The organism is Bacillus sp. 9.4, assembly GCF_055486415.1.
In genome coordinates this window covers 202,447-223,777 of the sequence record NZ_JBVFMU010000005.1, presented here as the reverse complement: position 1 = coordinate 223,777, position 21,331 = coordinate 202,447, and the positions used below count along the sequence as shown (strand labels likewise).

Here is a 21,331-nt window from a genome sequence, read left to right as displayed (position 1 = left end):
ATTCGTGAGCACCGAAGCACAGGCCTGACAACGAATGCAAGGGTTTGCCAACACGCTGAAACAGGGCGCCCGCGGCGGCCCTGTTTTTTTGTTGAGCCCCTTTCGCCTATTCCGCCCTTCTGTCAGATGTGCTACAATGACAATCGACTGATTTTTAAGAAAGAAGGGACCTCACGTGAAGCAAGAACTTGTTCTGCGCTGGACATTTTATTTTGCCGGTTTGATCATTTTGGCTTTTGGTGTATCCCTGACGATAGAAGGAAAAGCACTCGGCATTAGTCCGTGGGATGCATTTCATTACAGCCTGTTTCAGCACTTCGGGCTTACCGTCGGCCAGTGGTCCATCATTATTGGAGCGCTCATCGTCGGATTCACGTCATTGTTTACGAGAGCTTGGCCGAAAATTGGGGCCCTCCTGAATATGGTGCTCATTGGTGTATTTATAGATTTTTTCAATTTCATTCTGCCTGCCCCCTCGACCTACACAGGCTCGATCATCGTCTTCTCTCTAGGCGTGGTGCTGATTGGTTACGGCGTCGGTGTTTATGTATCAGCAGGCCTTGGCGCGGGGCCGCGTGATTCACTGATGATGCTGATTACAGAAAAAACCGGCTGGAATGTGCAATGGGTGCGGAACGGCATGGAATTAACCATTTTGTTTGCGGCATGGGGCATGGGCGGACCGATCGGTTTTGGCACCATTTTGACCGCCATCCTCACCGGACTTATTTTGCGTTTTTCATTGCCCCAGTCAATCCAGTTGCTGAATTATGCTGTGGCAAGGCGGACAGCCGCTGTGAAAGCATCTCCGCCTGTACACTAAAGCAAAGCCGCCTTGGCTTTGTTTTTTTATTTTCTCCTCTATATGAGTCTTGTGGAAGTATGATAGGATGGTTTTGACAATCTTTTGCAGACGGAGGATCTAGAATGAAGATTTACGGAATTTATATGGACCGCCCGCTTTCACAAGAAGAAAATGAACGGTTCATGTCTTTCATATCACCTGAAAAACGGGAGAAATGCCGGAGATTTTATCATAAAGAAGATGCTCACCGCACCCTGCTGGGAGATGTGCTCGTTCGCTCAGTCATAAGCAGGCAGTATCAGTTGGACAAATCCGATATCCGCTTTAGCACGCAGGAATACGGGAAGCCGTGCATCCCTGATCTTCCCGACGCTCATTTCAACATTTCTCACTCCGGCCGCTGGGTCATTTGCGCGTTTGATTCACAGCCGATCGGCATAGATATCGAAAAAACGAAACCGATCAGTCTTGAGATCGCCAAGCGCTTCTTTTCAAAAACAGAGTACAGCGACCTTTTAGCAAAAGACAAGGACGAGCAGACAGACTATTTTTATCATCTATGGTCAATGAAAGAAAGCTTTATCAAACAGGAAGGCAAAGGCTTATCGCTTCCGCTTGATTCCTTTTCAGTGCGCCTGCATCAGGACGGACAAGTATCCATTGAGCTTCCGGACAGCCATTCCCCATGCTATATCAAAACGTATGAGGTCGATCCCGGCTACAAAATGGCTGTATGCGCCGCACACCCTGATTTCCCCGAGGATATCACAATGGTCTCGTACGAAGAGCTTTTATAAATGGCTCATCAACAGCTTGACACCGCGCTCAATATCTTCCGTTTTCACATTGGAAATATTGATTTTTAATAGATTTTCTTTCTGATAATCTGATAAATAATGACGGTCTATCGCCTCAAGGATCACCCCTTGTTTTTTCAGCCTATGAATCACTCTTGAGGCGGGCAGATCCTGAGGAAGCACCAGATGGGTGTGCATACAGGGTGCCTGCCCGCTGGAGAACGTAAAGCGGCCGCTTCCCAGCTGCCTGTGTGTTTGAATGGCTTGATGTAGCCTAAGCGACCGCTCTTTATAAGAATTTCTGATTTTCTCCTTATGCCTGCCGTACATACCGCTTTTCAGGTAAATCTCCAATGCCGCTTGAGAAATCATCGAACAGTCGATGTCGTTCAGCTTTTTGTACGCATAGAACGTGTCAGTCAGCGCTTCGGGCAAAACAGCCGCCCCCACGCGAAGGCCGGGGAACATCATTTTCGAGAAACTTTTCAAATAGATGACATGTGAGGACAGATCATATGCGTACAGCAGATCTGCCTTTTTATTTTCCTCCAGATCACCGAGGTAATCATCCTCAACGAGGTAGACATCATACGCTTCTGCCAGTCTCACAAGCTCCTGTTTATCACGCTCTGACAAAGAGCAGCCAAGCGGGTTATGGAAGCGGGGCATCGTATAAAAAAATTTAATCGATTCTGTTTGAAATAACCGCTCAACCTCGGCTATATCAAGCCCTTCTTCCGTTCGTTTCACCCCGATGGCGGGAATCCCAAGCGTCTCAAGCTGTTCGACCATCAAATGGTAGCCCGGCTGTTCAATGGCGATCTTCTCTTTCCCATTTGGAAACGGCATGGCACAAAGCAAGGATAACGCCTGCTGGACACCTGATGTAATGAAAATATGCCTTTCATCCGCAAATACCTGTTGATTGGCCAAGAGCTTTCGGAGTACGCGGATGAGTGAGGGAAGCCCCTTTGGCGTCCCATAAATAAACAAATCGTTTTTGTATGTATCAATCGCTTTGTTGATGCAGTGCTGAAAATCAAGATACGGAAACACATCGGGATCCGGCGCAGATGTGGCAAAGTCAATGGGACCCTGCTGCCCGCTTTTGGCTTTTCCCGTCTTTTTCACAATATAATAGCCGCTTTTCGGAACGGAATAGATAAGGTGGCGTTTTTCCAGCTCCTGCAGCGCGCGGATCACTGTGCTTTTGCTGACTTGGTAGCGGGCGGACAGCTGACGGATAGATGGAAGCCTGTCTCCTTCTTGATAGGCGGTGCTTTGCATCATCTCCTCTATCCTCGTTAATAGACTCATATATTTCTCCATGCCTTCTCCCCCTATTTTGTACCGGTACAGTTCATTGTTTTTCTCATTGTACCGTTCTGACCGCGGCCATACAATAAAGGGAGCGACCGGCGCTGCAATTCAGGTAAAGGAGCCATTCCCATTATGGTTAAACATCAGCAAGCCCCCGCTTATATAGCGGCTATTTTATATTCGTTCATTATCGGTTTATCCTTTCTATTCGTAAAAATCGCACTGCAAACAGCAGAGCCGTTTGATATTTTGGCGCATCGGTTCACCATTGCGTTTGCTGCGGCCACTGTACCGATCTTATTCGGCTGGGTAAAGCTATCAATCCGCGTAAAGGACGTCATTGCCATTTTGCCGCTCGCCCTGCTGTATCCCGCGTTATTTTTCAGCTTTCAGGCATTCGGCCTTGTGTACTCATCCTCCTCTGAAGCGGGGATTATTCAGGCAGCCATTCCGATTTTCACGATGGTCTTTGCCGCTTATGTTTTAAAGGAACGCCCAACGTGGACGCAAAAGGGGTTCACGGTTTTATCCGTTGCCGGCGTCATGTTTATTTTTGTGATGAAAGGCGTTGACGTGGAATCAGCCAGCTTAAAAGGGTCTTTGCTGATCCTATTGTCCGCTTTGTCTTCAGCGATGTACAATACTGCTGCCAGAAAAATGACGCAGCGGTTCAAGCTGACCGAGCTCACCTACATCATGTCAGCCATCGGCTTTGTCGTCTTCAACGCCATCGCCCTTGTGCGTCACGGAGCGGCGGGAACAGTCGGCACTTATTTTCTGCCGTTCCGGGAGCCCGGCTTCGTTCTCGCCATTGTGTATTTGGGCGTGCTGTCTTCACTCGTCACTTCATTTCTGTCTAACTATACGCTGTCGCGAATTGAGGCGTTTAAAATGAGTGCTTTTAATCATGTATCTACCATTGTGACGATGATTGCAGGAGTTGTGATTCTCAACGAAAGCCTGGCCTGGTATCATCTTGCCGGGGCTGTTTGTATTATGATTGGCGTGGTGGGGAGCAATATCAATCTGGAGAAAAAAACAAAGCGCCCTGGTATGCCTGCAAAAAAATAAGAAATTATGCTAGACTGAAAGGAAAAACATGGTTAGAGGTGTAAGTTTACCGTATGGTTCAATATGCTAGTGAAAGTATCAATCTTCCAGGAGAAATCACTTTTAAGGATGTAAGAGAAATCTTTTTTTATCAAATCGCAAAATTATCATGTTTTTACTTTCTGTTGTTTTGCGCCATATTTGCTGCAGTTAACTTCATTAACGGATGGCCCCGTATCGTTTATGGCAGTGACGAGCTTAACTTGTTTATGAACAGTATGTTGATTATCGTGATGTCCGTTCTGTTTACACTGCTGCTCCTCCTTCTTCTATATGTGAGGTTTTCCAGAGCATACAAGAAGAACGAACGGATGAAATCTAAAAGAACATATACTCTGAACCAAGAAGGAATTCGTATATGTTCTAAAAAATATGACCTCATTTTCAATTGGGATGAAATCACAGCTGTTTTCGAATATAAAAATATCTTCAGGGTCAATACATCAAGCGGCCAATATATTGCGATCCCAAAACATTTTTTTCATTCCGAAGTGGAGATGAACAGATTCAAGGAGATTATCCTTAAAAATACCGAAACAAAAAAACTCAAATTTAAAAAGGATCAGCATTGACAGTGCTGATCCTTTTATATTGATTGGTGGGTTTCTTTTGCCTTTTGTTTATCTAAAAACGGCACCAGCTCTATTACAGCCGATAAACCCACAAACACGATGCACACAGCGACAATCAGCAAATAACCATGAGTCATGTCAAAAAACAAACCGCCCGCATACACGCTGAGAGCTCCGGCAACCTGATGGATAAAGAAATTGATGCCTAACAGCGATCCGATCAATCCTGTTTGATAGCTTTCCGAAATTGACGCTGCGGTCAGCGGGATCACGCCTGTGTAACTGAGCCCGAATAACAGGATAAACCCGAAGTACCAAAGGTCGCTTTGATGAATTCCGAGAATGGGAATGAGCAGGCAAATGAGGCTGAGCAGCCGAATGAAAAATAAGATGGATAGCATGACGCTTCTGCTCCCGAGGAGATCGGACAGCCAGCCTGCCAATAATCCGCCAATGATGATAAACGCCCCGAACGCGGCCATCATTCCGTTGACATGAGAGACATGCGCATCCTTAAGTATCGGGACGAGGTGAGCATCAATAATTCCCATTGTAAATCCGCAAGTAAACACGCCGAAGTACAGGATATGAATGAGGCGGGATTGCTTCATCACGTTCCAAAACCCCCGCCAATTATAAGATTTTTTCACAGACTCCGCTTGCGCATGCGGCGGGTGCTTCATCCCAAAGACGAGGAGCGGCAGCAGAACAGCCGCCATGACGATTCCCAAAATCGTATAGGTGCTCTGCCAGCCGGCATGATACGGAGCCGCAGCCCAAATGGGCGAGAGAAGCAGCAGGCCCGCAGAGTTGGCATTGGTCAAAATAGCAAGCGCCAGACCTTTGTGTGTGTCAAACCAACGGCTGATGAAATACTGGGTCGTCACGCCGACCGCGCAGGAATAGCCGATTCCGCCAAGCACACCGTAAATGGCGGAAAACACATGAACATTCGGTGAATAAGGAAGCACCAAAAAGCTTGCGCTGATGCAGACAGCTCCAAGCGCCATAATTTTTCTGACACTGAAACGGTCGATGAAAAAACCGACAAAAAACTGGACGATGCCGGTTGTGATCATAAAAATGCTGACAGAAACCGAGATCAGCGACCTGTCGGCATGGAAGGCATCTGCCATTGGCAGCATAAAAAATTGAAAGGAATTTCTGAATGAGTTCATTCCGATGGCGAAAACAAACGTAAACAGCAATACAAACCATTTCATCCTGGGAGACGTGCGCATGTTTCGACCTTCCTTTGTTTGAGTATTTCGACTATTATACCATGCAAAAATTGGCATTCAACACAAAAAAAAGCGGAACAGCCGAAGCTGTCCGCTTTTGATCACGGTTGAATGATCGGATGCTGATTCAAGATCGCAAAAATCCGTTCTGCGACTTCTTCCGTTTGTGACAGCAGGAACATGTGCCCGCCGTCAAATTGATGGAATGTGATGTCTTTTGCCCATTTCTTCCAGCCTTCCGCATCTCGTATGCATTTTTTATCATCAAGCCCGTTAAAGACATGAACAGGCGACTGAATCTGGGCCAGATCGTAAAGCTCAAATTGTTCAAGAGCCCGGTAATCTGATCGGAAAGAAGGCAGGAAAAAGGACATGACCTCCTTATTTTCAACAAGCTCTGCGGGCATTCCGCCTAATTGGATAATATGATCGAGAAACTGATCATCAGGCAGGTGGGACACTTTCTTCCGCTGAATATGAGGCGGCTGGATTGCAGAAATGATAACCGCCTGCGGAAAGACGCCTTCACGCTCAAGCTTTTGCGCCAGCCTGAAGGTGATCATTCCACCCATACTGTGTCCGAACAGCACAAACGGCCGATCAGGGCGAAGGTTCAGTTCTTGCTTGTACAAATCCGTCAGCTCTTCGAGATCCTCAATGGCTGACGTTTGATTCGTGCCGTGTCCCGGCGGCTCGGCAGCGAGCATCTCGCACTCCCCCTGCAAAAAAGCATGGAGAGGGCGAAACGACGCCGAGTAGCCGCCGGCAAACGGAAAACAGATGAGCTGCGTTTTTTCTGACGCATCAAATGATTTGAAGAGTTGGCTCATTGGCCGTCTCCTCCTTTCATCACTTCTTTTATGAAACCGTTACGGTTTGTGTATTAAGAAATTCGAGCAAAATCCCGGCATTCCTATCTAGCGTTTCGCCCTGCAGCATTTCTGCGTGTGTTCCGAAGCCTCTTTTCACACGGTAAGCACCTGTTGTAGCTTCTTCCCATGATGCAAGCCATTCCGGCATGTCAAAATCAGTGCCGGAAGTCAACAGATCAATATCTGCTTTCACCTGGCCTGTGCTGATCAGGCTGACGTAGTATGAGTAAAAGGCATGTGTTTTTTGCTTGAGGCCTTGTTTGACGGCTTCGCTGTTGAGCGCTTCATTGTCCCGATTGACATTCATCAACGCTTCGACATCACTTTCAACCGTGCGTCCGTCCAGATCACTGACACCTTGTTTTTTATAGGAATCGACCATGATGATCCGCTGAACAATACGGCCTTGTTCCTCAAGCTTTTTCGCAGCTTCAAACGCCAGGCTGCATCCCGCTGAATATCCAAACAATGTTAAAGGCCCTTCCGGCTGCAGCTTCTGGATCAAATCCGCATAGCGGTCAAGCCGGTCTTCCTCCTCAATAAAATCAAAGGCGCACAGCTTGTATGACGGCAAGCGGCTGGATAGATTTTGGTACATAAGGCCATAGCCCAAGACCGGCGGGAATGCGAAAATGATCTGCTCCTGATCCTGATTCATTATCGTTACATCCTGCAAGCCATCAGGACCCCCGTTTTTCAAATATGCTGAAATGCCGGCGATCGTCGGCGCTTCAAACAAAAGCTTTACTGGAAGATCAATCCCGAGCTCTTTCTTGATGCTGGAAGCGGCGGTCATGGCCTTCAAGGAATGCCCTCCGAGCGCAAAGAAATCGTCATGAATGCCAATTTGCTTTCTGCCGAGAACCTCAGACCATATTTGTGCGATTGTTTCTTCCATCTCGTTCCGCGGTCCAATCCATTCTTCCGCCAGCTGATCCTGATCAGGTTTTGGGAGCAGCCGTTTATTGACTTTCCCGTTCGTCGTTAAAGGAAGCTCATCCAAGAAGGTAAAGGTTTGCGGCACCATATAAGCAGGAAGCTGTTTTTTCAGGTGCGCCTTCACGTCCTCAGCTGAAAGCTGCGTTCGGTTCACAAGGTAGGCATTGATTGATGCATCGCCAGACTCAGGGCGGTCCGCCACAACGACCGCATCTTTCACACCTGGGTATTCCTGCAGCTGCTTTTCGATTTCTTCAAGCTCAATCCGGTGTCCGCGTATTTTGACCTGGTCGTCAATACGGCCGGCGTATTCAATCGTTCCATCCGGCAGCCAGCGTGCTAAATCCCCTGTGCGGTAAAGCGTTTCTCCCGGCTTGAACGGGTTCTTAATAAACTTTTCCTTCGTGAGGTCAGCACGATTTACATATCCTTTTGACACGCCCATTCCGCTGATGCACAGTTCACCGATCGCCCCGAATGGCTGGAGCTGGCTTTGCTCATTCAGAATATAAACACTGGCATTGCTGATCGGCTTTCCGATCGGCAATGAGGAGATGGAATCCGGTATATCATGCACGACGTGAGCAGTCGCAAACACTGTTCCCTCAGTCGGCCCGTAGCAGTTAATCAGCTTGCCCGGCCCCATGACCCGCAGCGCTTTTCTGACATGAGGCACTGAGGCGCGCTCTCCGCCGAATAATATACAGCGAAGCCCCTTCATCCAATCCTCTCCCGCATCTGTGAGAAGATTAAATAGTGCGGTTGTCGCAAACATGACATTGACATTCTCTTGCAGGATCAGATCTGTGAGCCGTTCTGTATCAAGCAGCGTATGTTCATCTGCGATAATGAGCCGTGCCGCATTCAGCATAGAAGCATAGAAATCAAAGGTAAATGCGTCAAAGGCGTAATTGGAAACAGACAAGAACGTATCCTGATCAGAAAATGCCATGTAGTCTACATGCTTGACCAAACCTTGAATATTGGCATGAGTGGTCATATTGCCCTTTGGCTTTCCGGTTGTGCCGGACGTGTACATGATATATGCCGGATCATTAGGATCAATCGCGGTTGCAGGATCGCTTTCCTGTTCTTCAAACCGTGTTTGATCATCAATGAAGAGCGTTGTGCCTGTATACGGCAGCTCATCCGCTTGTTCTTTCATCTCCTGATGCGTCAGAAGACAGGCTGCCGCACTGTCAGCCAGCATATACGAGATTCGGTCCTCTGGCAGCTTCGGATCAACCGGCAGATAGGCTGCTCCCGCCTTTAATACACCGAGAATGCCGATCACCAATTCAAGTGAGCGCTTCGTGTACAGCGCTACAACAGAGCCTTTGCCCGCACCGTGTTTTTGCAGCCGGCGTGCAAGGCGGTTCGCTTCCTCATCTAATTCGCGATAAGACAGGGTCTGGCCGGAATACGTAAGCGCAGGTGCATCCGGATTGACGTTCACTGCTTCCTTGAACCAATCCGTCAGAGGCTTTGTTTCATGAGCTTGAGCCGGCGGGTTTAAGCCGGTTAGCAAAAATTCTCTCTCCCTGTCGTCAACGAGGTTGATCGTGCTGACAGGCTGATCCGGATTCTGGATGAGCTGCTGAATTGCTGTGAGAAGCTGAGATTTCAAGCGCAGGATAAACGCCTCATCAAACACATTCTCGTTATAAGCAAGCTTAATCAGCATCTCATCTCCCGGGGAAGCCATCAGGTTGAGATCATAATTCGACTTCTCAAAAACATGAACATCCACCATATCAAAGCCGTTTTCACTGCTTTCTTCATTTTTCGCATCCTGAAGCGGATAGTTCTCGAAAACAATGATGTGGTCAATCAGTTTCGGCTGATCGGCCTGGCTTTGGATGTCATAAAGCGGCACATATTGATGCGGCTCAGACTGCAGCGATTGCTCCTGCAGCTGCTTGAGCAAGCCGTTAAATGTGATACCCTCAGACAGCTTCACACGTCTCGGGACAACGTTGATAAACAGCCCGACCATATGTTCAACGCCTTTGATTTCCGCGGGACGCCCTGAAACAACTGTACCGAAGGCCAAATCGCCAGACTGCTGATAGCGGCTGATCAATACGCTCCAGACTGCCTGCAGCGCCGTACTTAAAGTGGTATGCTGCGATTTTGCAAGCTCGGTAAAGGCCTTTGTCTCCGCCTCCGGCAGTGAAAAGAGCAGCTCTTTCGGCTCATAGCCGTCCTTTTGTTTCTTTCTTTGCTCCGCAAACGTCGTTTGTCCTTCAAAGTCCTCTAAATACTCGCGCCAGTAACGCAGTGATGCTTGTTTATCCTGCTTTTCAAGCCACTTGATGTAGTCTTTATACGGTTTGACGGGGGGCAGGCTGTACGGCTTTTGTTCGCGCAGAGCATTGTATACCTTAAATAGATCCTGTACGACGATGCCGAAGCACCATCCGTCCAAAATAATGTGGTGGTAGCTCCACACCCATTCAAAGCTTTCTTCAGCTTTCTTGAAAATGGCTGCCCGCATCGGAATATCCCGCGTCAAATCAAAACCCCTGATCTTATCCTGTTCTTTGTACTCATTGATTTTGGCTGTTTGCTCGCTGCCCGTTAAGTGTGTCAGATCGATTTCTTCTATATGGAACTGCCGTTTTTTCAATACGACTTGGACAGGTCTTTTTACTTTTTCGTGAATGAACACGGTACGAAATACATCGTACCGGTCCATGATCACATTCATGCTTTCTTCAAGACATTTGATATTCAAGCTGCCTTTTACTTTCATCGTGATTTGTTCAAGGTAAAAGCTTTGGCCGGGATTCAGGATGGCATGAAAAAGCATCCCTTCCTGCATCGGCGATAGGTAATACATATCTTGAACCTGATCCTTGCTAAATTGACTCATATGTTTCGCTCCCGCCTTCTGTAATTCCCTTGCGTTTTATTTTAAATTCTCCTCAAGCATGTCAAAGATATCTCCCATCTCGTCCATTTCAAGGTCTTCGGCGCTGAAGTCGCTTGGTGTGAATTCCTTGTCTTCTTTTTCCGTGCAATGGCGGATTAGCATCAGGAGGTTTTCTTTAAACCGTTCCATTTGCTCCTCGACTGTAGCTCTTTCAAACTCCTTTTCATTGTAGGAGCAGGAAAGCACAAACCGGCCGTTTCTGATCATGCCGCTGAAGCTTAATGCGTACAGCGCTTCTGATTCCTCGCTTACTTGGCGCCCCATATCGAAAGCGGACGGTTCAAAGAAATCGGTTTTGACTTCACTGTCGAATTGGCCCAAATAGTTGAAGCTGATCTCCGGTGTGAAGCCCTTTGTTTCCGCTGTTTCTGTGAAATAACGAAGAATGCCATAGCCAACACCTTTGTCCGGAATGCGGCGCAGGTTTTCTTTGACTGTTTTGATCACAGCTGAGGCATCTGCTTCAGACATGTCGAGCACAACAGGGTATTGTGCCGTAAACCAGCCGACCGTTCTGGAGATATTCACATTCGGGATGATGTCCTCCCGGCCGTGTCCCTCAAGGTTAATGCCAATTTTGGCCCCCTTTGTCCATTCTTTCATTGTCAAACCAAGCGCACTGAGAAGAATATCGTTGATTTCAGTTCCATATGGCTGATGAACATCTGTTAAAAGATGCTTAGTGTCTTCTTCCGTTAATTCACATAGGACGGATGATGTATCCTTGACGATCCGCTGCTCTGTTTCACAATCCTTCGGTAAAGGAGAAACCTGTTCAGCGGCAATTTGCGACCAGTATTCAGCCTGCTGTAAAAGATGCGCTGATTGGCTGAATGCCGCCAGTTCTTCCGCCCAATCCTTGAAGGAGTTTGTTTTTTGCGGGAAGACAAGGCTCTCTTCTTTCTCAGCCTGCATGTAGCCTGAAGCAAAGTCTTCAAGCAAAATCCGCCATGACACACCGTCGACCACGAGATGGTGTACAGCAATGAGCAGGTGATCCCCAGCTTCTGTGCGATATTGCTCCGCCTTTAAAAGCGGCCCGTTTCGCAGATCGAGACTGCTTTGCAGCTTGTTCGCGAGAAGCTTAATCTGGCTTCTCAGCATCTCTTCATCGGAGCCGTACAGATCCACGATTTCGAAGCTGACCTTGCTCTCACCGATCGGTTTATACACCTGAACGATGTCCCCGTTTTCCTCGCGGTAGACCATACGGAGCGCGTCATGATGCTCGATCAGCGCCTGCAATGTTTTCTCCACCCGTTCAGGGTCAAAGCCCTTCGCGGCGTGAAGCATCACCGATTGGTTCCAGTGGTGCTTGTTCGTGAAGTTCTTTTCAAAGAACCAGCGCTGGATCGGCGTCAGGATGACTTCGCCCTCCACCGGGCCTTGGTCTGCCTGTTTGCCTTCGGCACGCTCTACATATTGGGTAAGCTCCTCGATCGTCGGATGCTGGAAGAGATCTTTCATTTCCAGCTTCCAGCCGTGCTGGTTCAAGCGGCTCGCCATTTGAATTCCTTTGATGGAATCTCCGCCAAGCGAGAAGAAATTGTCGGTGACACCGACTTCAGACAATCCAAGCACGTCCTGCCAGATGCCGGCAAGCAGCTCTTCCATGTCGGTCGTCGGCGCTTTGTATTCTCCGCTTCCCGCTTCGATGTCCGGGTCAGGCAAGGCTTTGCGGTCCACTTTGCCGTTTGCCGTAACCGGAAGCTCGTTCAGCGTCACCCAGAACGCCGGGATCATGTAATCCGGCAGGGTTTCCTTCAGTGCTGATTTCAGTACTTCTATGTCAGCTGTTTCCGGTGTGACATACGCCGCGATCGCTGTATTGCCGCCTTTATCCTTGACAGCTGTCACCGCCGCATCCTGCACCTCAGAAAGCTGGGCGAGCTGGACTTCAATTTCTGAGAGCTCGATCCGGTAGCCGCGGACCTTGACCTGCTGGTCGATCCGGCCGATGTATTCGATGCCGCCGCCCGTCCATTTCACCAAATCGCCGGTGCGGTACATGCGCTCACCCGGCACAAACGGATCAGCGACAAACCGCTTCGCGGTTTCGTCTTCTCGATTCAGATAGCCGCGTGCCAGTCCGCGCCCCGCCACGCAAAGCTCTCCGGCTACGCCTTCCGGCTGCACCTGATTGCCCTCTCCGAGAATGTATACTCTCGTATTGGCAATGGCCCTTCCGATGGAAAGCGAGCCTTCCTCCGGATGGATTTCTGCGCTTGTGGCAACGACCGTATTTTCTGTCGGCCCGTAGTTATTGACGAGTGTGTACGGCTTTTTCACTGCGCGCTTCAGCTTGTCTCCTCCGGTCAAGAGGACGCGAAGTGATGTGTTCTCAAGCTCCATGAACTGTTCCGCAAGCTGTGTCGGCAGGAACGTGATCGTTACGCCGTTCGTTTCAAAATAATCGTTCAGGCGGACGATATCGAGGCGGATCGCTTCATCAATGACGTGAAGCTCAGCGCCGATCGTCCAGGTCGGGAACATCTCCCAAATGGAAGCGTCAAATCCAAAGCCTGCGTACTTCGCACTGCGGTCCTCCGCTGTCATACCGAACGCGTCGTGGTGCCAGAAGCACAGGTTCACAAGCGCATGGTGCTCGACCATGACACCCTTCGGCTGTCCGGTCGTTCCAGACGTGTAAATCATGTACGCCAAGTTCTCCGCGGTTACAGCCGTCTCTGGATTTTCCTCGTCGTTTTCATCAAGCGGCAGGCTTAGAATCGTGCGGCTTCCGTCGAGAAGAATGACATCTCCCGTATAGCTGTCCGGCACTGAAATGCCTTCCTGTTTCAAGAGAAGTCTCGCGCCGCTGTCCTGTAAAATATACTCAATCCGCTGATCCGGATAGTCAGGATCAATCGGCACAAACGCCGCTCCGGCTTTCAAGACGCCGAGCACCGCGGCGGACATTTCAAGCGACGGCTTCGTGAGAACGCCGACGCGGTCATCCGGGCTGATGCCGCAGTCCATCAGAATCCGCGCGAGACGGTTTGCCTTCGCATTCAGCTCGCCGTACGTCCAAGACTGGCCGTTGTATGTGACAGCCGGGCGGTCTTTGTGGCGCTGGACAGTCTCTTCGAATAGCTGATGAACCGTTTTGTCTCTCGGCACAGGCAGCGCTTTGCCCTTCCATGCCTCAAGAAGCGCTTGCTTTTCTGTCTCGGTGACCAGTGACAGGCTGGAAAGCGGCTGGTTCGGGTTATCCGCAACAGCCTTTAGTAGCCGCAGAACGTATTCGCTCCATTTTTCAGCTGTTTCTTTTGCGAACAGATCCGTCGCATATTCGAGCTGCAAGCCAATGCCATTTTCATCAGTAAATCCGCCCAGTGTCAGATCAAACTTAGAAGTTCCCTGATGAGCCTCATAAGGTGAAATGCTCAGATTTTGCAATGTAAGCTGTTCTTTATCAGGGTTTTCTGTCGTCACCATCACATTAAACAATGGGTTTCGGCTCATATCCCGAGGGAGATCAAGCTGATTAACCAGATCTTCAAACGGATACTCCTGATGCTCAAGCGCTGACAAGTTCGTCTGCTTTGCTTGCTCCAAAAGCTCCGCAAATGTTTGCTGTTCTTTCGCTTCCATTCTCAGGGCAAGTGTATTGACGAACATTCCCGGCATGTCCTGAACATCAGCATTCGTCCGGCCGGCAGTAACGGAGCCGATGACGATATCCCGCTGTCCGGAAATTTTGCTTAAAAAGACGTGGAAAACAGCATGGAGCACCATGTGCAAGGTCGTTCCGGTTTCCGCAAGCAGTTTTTCTACCGCCTTTGCCGTCTCACTTCCCGTACGGAAACGGATCGTATCTCCTTTAAAGCTTTGCACAGGCGGACGGGCGTAATCGAGCGGGAGATCAAGCTCTGGCAGCTCGCCTGAAAGAACTGACATCCAGTACGCCTCATGCTCCTTCATCCGTTCTTTTTGCTCAGCTTCATGTTGCCAAACGGCGAAATCTTTATAATGAAGCGCCGGCTCCGGAAGCTGCTCTCCTTTGTAAAGCAGCGCCAATTCTTTTACAAAGATGCCTCTTGAGACGCCGTCTGCGATGATATGATGCATATCTAAAAGCAGCAAATGTTTTTTCGCTTCTATTCGAAGCAAAGCTGCGCGAATGAGCGGTGCGTCGTTTAAGTCGAATGGCCGGATAAATTCCTTAATCTTTTGGTCCGCTTCGTCTTCTTTGGCTTCAAACAGATGAAGATCAACCTCCGCCTCCTCAATGATGCGCTGAACAGGCTCACCATTAGCTTCCATAAATGACGTCCGCAATGATTCGTGACGGTTCACAAGCTGATTGAGTGAGTCGCGCAGGCGCGAAATATCAAGCTCTCCTTCCATTAGAAGAACAGATGGCATGTTGTAGCTTATCGTCTGGCGGTCAAGCTGATTGAGCACGTACATCCGTTTCTGTGCGGATGACAATGGATACATATCCTGCTTGTCAGCCGGTTTGAGGACTTGATGGCCGCCTGAAACGGCAGACGCCTCCATATAAGCCGCCAGCTGGCGAACAGTTGGCTGCTCGAACAGTGCTTTAAGCGGTACGCTTTTCTCCAATTCCGCCTGAATGTTGGCAATCAGCATCATCCCTTTTAATGAATGGCCGCCTAAATCGAAAAAATTGTCGTCAATGCCGATGGCTTCTATGCCAAGCGTTTTCTGCCAAATGCGGCATAAGCTTTCTTCAAGCGCTGTCTCCGGTGCGGCCAATGCCTTGCCTCCGGATTGTGCCGCGTTCGGCTTCGGCAAAGCGTTTCTGTCGGTTTTTCCGTTTGCCGTCAGCGGAATCGCGTCAACCTGCACAAAGAAAGCAGGAATCATATGAGACGGCAGTGTTAGGGAAAGCTGCTTCCGGAGCTCTGCTTTTTCAATAGCTTGATCCGACGTATAATACGCGCAAAGCTCTTGAAGACCGCCCTCGGAAACCGCTAATACAACCGCTTCTTGAATTCCGCTGAGGCTGAGCATGACCGTTTCAATTTCTTTCGGCTCAATGCGGTAGCCGCGGATTTTCACCTGATCATCAGCCCGGCCGATAAATGCAAGCGTACCGTCAGAAAGTCTTCGTACGACATCTCCGGTTTTGTACATGAGGCTTCCCGGCGAATATGGATTTTCTACAAATCTCTCGGCTGTCAGCTGAGGCCTGTTGAGATACCCTCTCGCAAGCCCCTGTCCCGTGATATAGAGCTGTCCGCTCGCTCCCGGCGGCACAAGCTTCAATGCTTCATTTAAGACAAGCGCGCCGGCATTCGCAATCGGGCGTCCGATTGTCGGGCGTTTCGCAAATGCATCCGGCTCAGACAGATCAACCCGCCCGGCGATGGCGCCGATCGTTGCTTCTGTCGGGCCGTAGTGATTGATAAATTCGGTATGTCCATACATCTTACGGAAGGCGAGAACATCAGTCGGGATGATTTTTTCTCCTCCCAAGACGATCAAGCGCAAGGATTCAAAGTTCGCATCTTTTGCAAAACTGGCGGTGTTCACTATTGTATGGAAGAGAGACGGTGTCAGTTTGATATAAGTGATCCCATGCTCCTTGATATAGTGCGCTATCTCATCCGGCGCCGTATAGGTTTCCTTCTGGACGATATGGAGCTCGCCCCCGCCCAGAAGTACAGGGAACATGCTCGTATAGCCAAGGTCAAATGCGTAAGATGAAAGCAATACAGTCTTATCATTTTCCGTCAGGCTCGCCTCTTCACTAAACCAAGAGACATAGTTTGTCAGATTGCGATGCTCAATCTGCACGCCCTTTGGCTTTCCGGTCGTACCGGACGTATAAATGACGTATGCAAGATTGCGAGACCCGGAAATGGATGATGGGCGCTCCTTGCTTTCATTTCTCCATTTACCGTCATCAAGGCTGACGATTGTCCCTTCATATTGCCCAATAGCCGTCATGTTTCTTTCATTCACGACCGCAAATTTTGCTCCGCTGTCCTCTAATGAATAACGGATTCGTTCTTCAGGTGTATCAGGATCAATCGGAAGGAAAGCTGCCCCCGCCTTCATGACACCGAGAATCGATACCATGACTTCAGCTGACCGGTCCATAACAATCGCGACAATGTCTTCATTTCCTGCCCCTTGGGCACGAAGATGATGCGCCAGCTGGTTCGCCTGTTCATCAAGCTCGCGATAGGTCAGCAGATTTCCGCCAGCCTTCACCGCAGGATGGTCAGGTGTTTGCTGGGCCTGTTTTTCAAAAAGTGCTGCAAAGGTTGCTTCGGTAATTTGAGTCATATGTCTTTCTTCTAGCAAAGCAGCCGTTTCTGCAGATGAAAGCAGATCTACATCAGACAGCCGAACGTTCGGATTAGCCGCGGCCGCTTTGATGATATTGACAAAGTGGCGGCTCCAGCGGCGGATCGTCTCGTCCTTAAACAAGGCAGTCGCATAGTCAAAGCTTAGGCCGATATCCTCTTCACGCTCGACCGCTTCCAAGGAAAGATCAAATTTCGCAACATGATGAAGCATGGAATACGAGGAAATCTTCAAATCTCCTAATCTTAATGAAGGAATCTCCATATTCTGCATGTTGAACATCACGCTGAACAGTGGACTTCTGCTTGTATCCCTTGTAAGCGGAAGCTTTTCAATCAGCTCCTCAAGCGGATAGCTCTGGTGCTCGAATGCTTGAAGGCTGGCTGTTTTGACCTCTTCAAGGAATTGCGCGAAGGTTTTATCTCCCGCTGGTGCCGTTCTGAGTGCCACCGTGTTGACAAACATACCCGGCACACCTTGCAGATCAGGATGTGTTCTGCCAGCTGTCGGCGAGCCGACAATGATATCATCCTGTGACGCGTACTTGGAAAGGAGTACATTGAACGCCGCCAGCAAAAACATGTACATTGTCGTATCTGTTTCTGCCATGAGCGATTTGATTTGAGCCGTGATTTGCTTATCAAGCCCAAACATCACGCGCTCTCCCGCAAAGCTCCGTTCAGCAGGCCGCTCGAAATCCGCGGGAAGATCCAGTATTGGCAGTTCGCCTTTAAAGACATCGAGCCAGTATTCCTCATCTTTTTGATAATTAGTTTGTTCTTTGTGCCAAACTGCGTAATCTTTATAGTGAATTTGTGGCAGTTCCAGATCTGCGCCTTGATATATTTTGGCAAGATCACCGATTAGAATGCCTGTTGAACTTCCGTCAGTAATAATATGATGCATATCAATGAGCAGCAGGTGGCGTTTTTCTTCCAGCTGGACAAGCTTCGAACGGACGAGCGGCGCGCGGTTTAATTCAAACGGCTGAACAAATGCTTTGATTATCTCTTCCGCGTCTTCTTCCCGTCCCTTGGCAGCCTCCAGCTGGAACGATATGTTTTTATGAACGGTTTGCACAACCTCTCCGTCGATCATGTCAAACGATGTACGGAGGATTTCGTGCCGGTTGATTAATTGCTGAATCGCGTTTTCAAGCCGGTCTTTATCTACTTCTCCCTCCAGCAGAAGTACAGCGGGGACGTTGTAGCTTGTGTTTGCTTGTCCAAGCTGATTGAGGATATACATTCTCCGCTGGGCCGGGGATACAGGATAATGCTGCTGATAAGATGCTTGCCTGATCGGTTCAAACGTCTGCTCCTCCTTGCTTTCGTTCTCTTCCAAATACAGTGCCAGTTCTTGAATAGTCGGCTTTTCAAAAAGCACTTTTATCGGAACTTCCTTATGAAAATGCTCTTGAATTTTCGCCGTCATCATCATCGCTTTCAAAGAATGGCCGCCGATCATAAAGAAGTTATCGGTAACGCCTGCTCTGACGCCGAGTATTCCTTCCCAGATCTCCGCTAATTTCTTTTCACTCTCTGTTTCTGGTGCTGCGTATTCCGGCTGCACGGCTTCTGATTGCGGTGCAGGCAGTTCTTTTTTGTTGATTTTCCCGTTTGGCGTGAGCGGCAGACTGTCCATTTGAATCAGGTGGGCAGGGACCATATAGTCAGGCAAAGACTGAGACAGTGTTTTTCTCAGCTCGCTCACAGCCACTTCACGGTCCGCCGTAAAGTACGCGCAAATTTCATTTTCATCCGCTTTGTTCTTGCGGATGATCACCGCAGCCTCTGTCACATGCGCAGCCATGTTCAGTTTTGTTTCAATTTCGCCAAGCTCAATTCGGAAGCCGCGCACCTTCACTTGATTGTCGATTCTTCCTAAAAATTCGATATTGCCGTCCGGCAGCCATCTTGCCAAGTCACCAGTGCGATAAATTCTCTCACCAGGTCTGAACGGATCTTCGAGAAATTGCTTCTCTGTCAGCTCAGGGAGATTGACATACCCACGCGCTACACCGATTCCGCCTACGCAAAGCTCACCAGGCGCGCCGATTGGCTGCAGGCATTGCTGCTCATCCAGGATGTAGGCAGTGGAATTTCCGATCGGCTTCCCGATTGGGATAGAGCCGCCATACTCGCGGTCGATCAGAAAACTGGTTGAAAACGTCGTGTTTTCTGTCGGGCCGTATCCGTTCCACAATGAAAGCGACGGCGATGCCTGTTTTACTTTGCTGACAATATGCGGGACAAGGGCGTCTCCGCCGATGATTAAATGGCGCAGTGTGCCGAACATACCCGCATCCTTTGCTGCAAGCTGGTTGAATAAAGGTGATGTCAGCCACATGGTTGTGATGCTTTGCTCACGCAGGAATGCAGCAAATTGTTTCGCATCAAGCAGTGTCTCTTTTTTGACCGGATAAAGCGCTGCGCCATTCAGCAGTGCGCCGAATACCTCAAACGTTCCGGCATCAAAGCTGACTGCCCCCGTTTGCGCCATGCGGTCCTCTTCAGTAACAGGAACGTACCCGGCATTTTTGACGAGGCGCAGAATGCTTTTATGTTCGATCATGACGCCTTTCGGTTTGCCCGTTGAACCGGATGTGTACATGATGTACGCCAAATCAGACGGGGCGGATGGCAGGTTGAGATTGTCAGCCGCTTCGCTCTCTTCAAAGCCTATGTCCAGTGTAAGAACCGGAACTTGCAGCTGATGTGCCTGCCCTGTATAAGAATTTCCGATCAAAACCATTCGAACGGAGCTGTCCTCTGCCATGAAACGAAGACGATCCCCAGGAAGCGCTGGATCAAGCGGCACATATGCGGCTCCTGCTTTTAAAACAGCCAGCATGCCGACAACGGTTTCTACTGAGCGATCGTTCATAATCGCTGCTGTTTCCCCTTTTTGAAGGCCTTGTTCGACAAGCTTTCTCGCCAGACGGTTAGCGGCTGCATTCAGCTCGCGGTACGTCAGCTCGGTTCCTTCATATACGACGGCAGTGCTCGCCGGCGTCCGTTTCGCTTGCTCTTCAAACACTTGGTGAACAGCCATTCCTTCAGGGAGTTCGGCTTTCGTGCTGTTAAACACCTCGACAATTTGCCGCTGCTCTTCGTCTCCCACAAGCCCGTACTCACGCACAAAAGCGGCCGGCTGATCGACAGCTGCTTCCATCATGCGGGTAAGGTGCTCCGCTGTCCGTTCGATAAAAGCGGAATCAAAGGCGGCTCCGTTATATTTAATTTTGACGGTCCACGTTTTGCCCGGATACACAATCAGGTTGAAATCGAAGCTCGTTTGTTCAAATGCGCTTTCTACCTTAATCGAAAACCCGAGGCGGTCTTCCATGCTGCCGTTTTCAAGCTCTTGATCAAGCGGATAATTTTCAAACGCGACCAGATGGTTTAAGAGATTGCCATCAAGAGCTGAGCGTTTTTGAATCTCATAGAGCGGCACGTAATCGTAACGCTCTGCCTCTACTGCATGCTGCTGAACAGCTGTGAAAATATCAGCGAATGCAGCATCTCGTTCAACTTTCACCCGCACTGGAATGGTGTTGATAAACAGCCCCGCCATCGTTTCGATTCCGTTGATTTCAGACGGTCGTCCCGAGACGACCGTTCCGAAGACCACATCATCCGTAAAGTTGTATTTGCTGAGAACAATGCCCCAAACGGCCTGAAATAGGTTAGGCCCTGTCACTTGATGGAGATTTGCGGTTTGCTGAATACGGGCAACCAGTGTTTCGTCCCATGTAAATGAATATTCTTTATTGACGTATTCGTCTTTTTTCACAGGCAGGCGGCCCGGGAGCACGCTTGGCTGTTCAAAACCCGCCAAGCGCTCGCTCCAGTAGCTCTCCGCTTCTTCATTGTCCTGTTTTCCAAGCCACTTGATGTAATCGGAATAAGGCTTGCCCTGACTGTTTGCCGGTGTCCTGCCTGCTCTGAGCGCTTCATAGTTTTGGAACAGGCTTTTCATGAGGACGCCCATGCTCCAGCCGTCCATCATAATATGATGATTGCTCCAGACAAGATACAGCTGATCTGCAGCAAGGCGGAAAACCGCTACCTTGAACAATATGTCTTTTGCCAGGTTAAAGCCTTGGCGCTGAACGTCTTGTTTGTAACGCTCAATGTGCTCCTTCTGGCGGTTCTCGTCTGCATGACTGATATCCTCATAATGCACCTTTGTTTTGCGTTCCGCTAACACGACCTGACGCGGTTTTTGCAGCTGCTGATGCACAAATACCGTACGGAGAATATCGTATGACCGAATCAGTTCATTGACGCTTTTCTCAAAGATTTCAAGATCAAAAGCGCCGTGAATCCCAAGCTCTATTTGTGTGAAGTACGAGGAAGAATGCGGATCAAGCATCGCATGATACAGCATTCCCTCCTGCATTGGTGTCAGTGCGTACACCTTTTGAATCGATTTTTTGCTCATATGCCACCTCTA

General features: G+C 49.2%; 9 protein-coding genes. 4 read left to right on the top strand and 5 right to left on the bottom strand.

All coding sequences use genetic code 11. The features are described from left to right. Positions 1-175 precede the first annotated feature (175 nt). Both ACZ07B_RS18705 and ACZ07B_RS18700 read left to right on the top strand, forming a co-directional pair. A complete protein-coding gene (locus ACZ07B_RS18705) occupies positions 176-823 on the top strand; it encodes a YczE/YyaS/YitT family protein (protein ID WP_003234545.1) in 648 nt (215 codons plus the stop codon). Positions 824-927: 104 nt separating this feature from the next. Then, the gene (locus tag ACZ07B_RS18700) at positions 928-1,602 is read left to right on the top strand and encodes a 4'-phosphopantetheinyl transferase (RefSeq protein WP_003234549.1); all 675 of its coding nucleotides are present in this window, start codon (positions 928-930) and stop codon (positions 1,600-1,602) included. Here ACZ07B_RS18700 and ACZ07B_RS18695 read toward each other — a convergent pair. Beyond that, entirely contained in the window at positions 1,597-2,931 is a 1,335-nt protein-coding gene (locus ACZ07B_RS18695) for an aminotransferase-like domain-containing protein (protein WP_464877538.1), read from the bottom strand. The genes ACZ07B_RS18700 and ACZ07B_RS18695 overlap by 6 nt on opposite strands. 123 nt (positions 2,932-3,054) lie before the next feature. On the opposite strand from ACZ07B_RS18695, the gene ACZ07B_RS18690 reads away from it, so the two are divergent. Next, the gene (locus tag ACZ07B_RS18690) at positions 3,055-3,993 is read left to right on the top strand and encodes a DMT family transporter (protein ID WP_041336873.1); all 939 of its coding nucleotides are present in this window, start codon (positions 3,055-3,057) and stop codon (positions 3,991-3,993) included. Between the two features lie 53 nt (positions 3,994-4,046). Next, entirely contained in the window at positions 4,047-4,604 is a 558-nt protein-coding gene (locus ACZ07B_RS18685) for a YcxB family protein (RefSeq protein WP_464877537.1), read from the top strand. A 14-nt stretch (positions 4,605-4,618) separates the two neighbouring features. Here the strand turns inward: ACZ07B_RS18685 and ACZ07B_RS18680 are convergent, their stop codons facing one another. From ACZ07B_RS18680 to srfAB, 4 genes are all read right to left on the bottom strand, one after another. After that, on the bottom strand, positions 4,619-5,845 hold the full coding sequence (locus tag ACZ07B_RS18680; RefSeq protein ID WP_445214609.1) for an MFS transporter: 1,227 nt from the start codon (positions 5,843-5,845) through the stop codon (positions 4,619-4,621). Between the two features lie 101 nt (positions 5,846-5,946). Then, positions 5,947-6,675 carry a surfactin biosynthesis thioesterase SrfAD gene (gene srfAD / locus ACZ07B_RS18675; RefSeq protein ID WP_015715230.1) on the bottom strand — a complete coding sequence of 243 codons (729 nt, stop codon included), beginning with the start codon at positions 6,673-6,675 and terminating at the stop codon, positions 5,947-5,949. A gap of 28 nt (positions 6,676-6,703) precedes the next feature. After that, a complete protein-coding gene (srfAC, locus tag ACZ07B_RS18670) occupies positions 6,704-10,531 on the bottom strand; it encodes a surfactin non-ribosomal peptide synthetase SrfAC (protein WP_464877536.1) in 3,828 nt (1,275 codons plus the stop codon). 36 nt (positions 10,532-10,567) lie between these two features. Continuing rightward, positions 10,568-21,319, bottom strand: coding sequence for a surfactin non-ribosomal peptide synthetase SrfAB (gene srfAB, locus ACZ07B_RS18665; RefSeq protein WP_464877535.1), 10,752 nt, complete (start codon positions 21,317-21,319; stop codon positions 10,568-10,570). Positions 21,320-21,331: the final 12 nt, after the last annotated feature.

Bases quoted from the DNA above. Each gene is read 5' to 3' on its own strand.
- ACZ07B_RS18700 (WP_003234549.1), top strand. From the start codon at position 928: ATGAAGATTTACGGAATTTATATGGACCGCCCGCTTTCACAAGAAGAA.
- ACZ07B_RS18695 (WP_464877538.1), bottom strand. From the start codon at position 2,931: ATGGAGAAATATATGAGTCTATTAACGAGGATAGAGGAGATGATGCAA.
- ACZ07B_RS18690 (WP_041336873.1), top strand. From the start codon at position 3,055: ATGGTTAAACATCAGCAAGCCCCCGCTTATATAGCGGCTATTTTATAT.
- ACZ07B_RS18685 (WP_464877537.1), top strand. From the start codon at position 4,047: ATGGTTCAATATGCTAGTGAAAGTATCAATCTTCCAGGAGAAATCACT.
- ACZ07B_RS18680 (WP_445214609.1), bottom strand. From the start codon at position 5,845: ATGCGCACGTCTCCCAGGATGAAATGGTTTGTATTGCTGTTTACGTTT.
- srfAD (WP_015715230.1), bottom strand. From the start codon at position 6,675: ATGAGCCAACTCTTCAAATCATTTGATGCGTCAGAAAAAACGCAGCTC.
- srfAC (WP_464877536.1), bottom strand. From the start codon at position 10,531: ATGAGTCAATTTAGCAAGGATCAGGTTCAAGATATGTATTACCTATCG.
- srfAB (WP_464877535.1), bottom strand. From the start codon at position 21,319: ATGAGCAAAAAATCGATTCAAAAGGTGTACGCACTGACACCAATGCAG.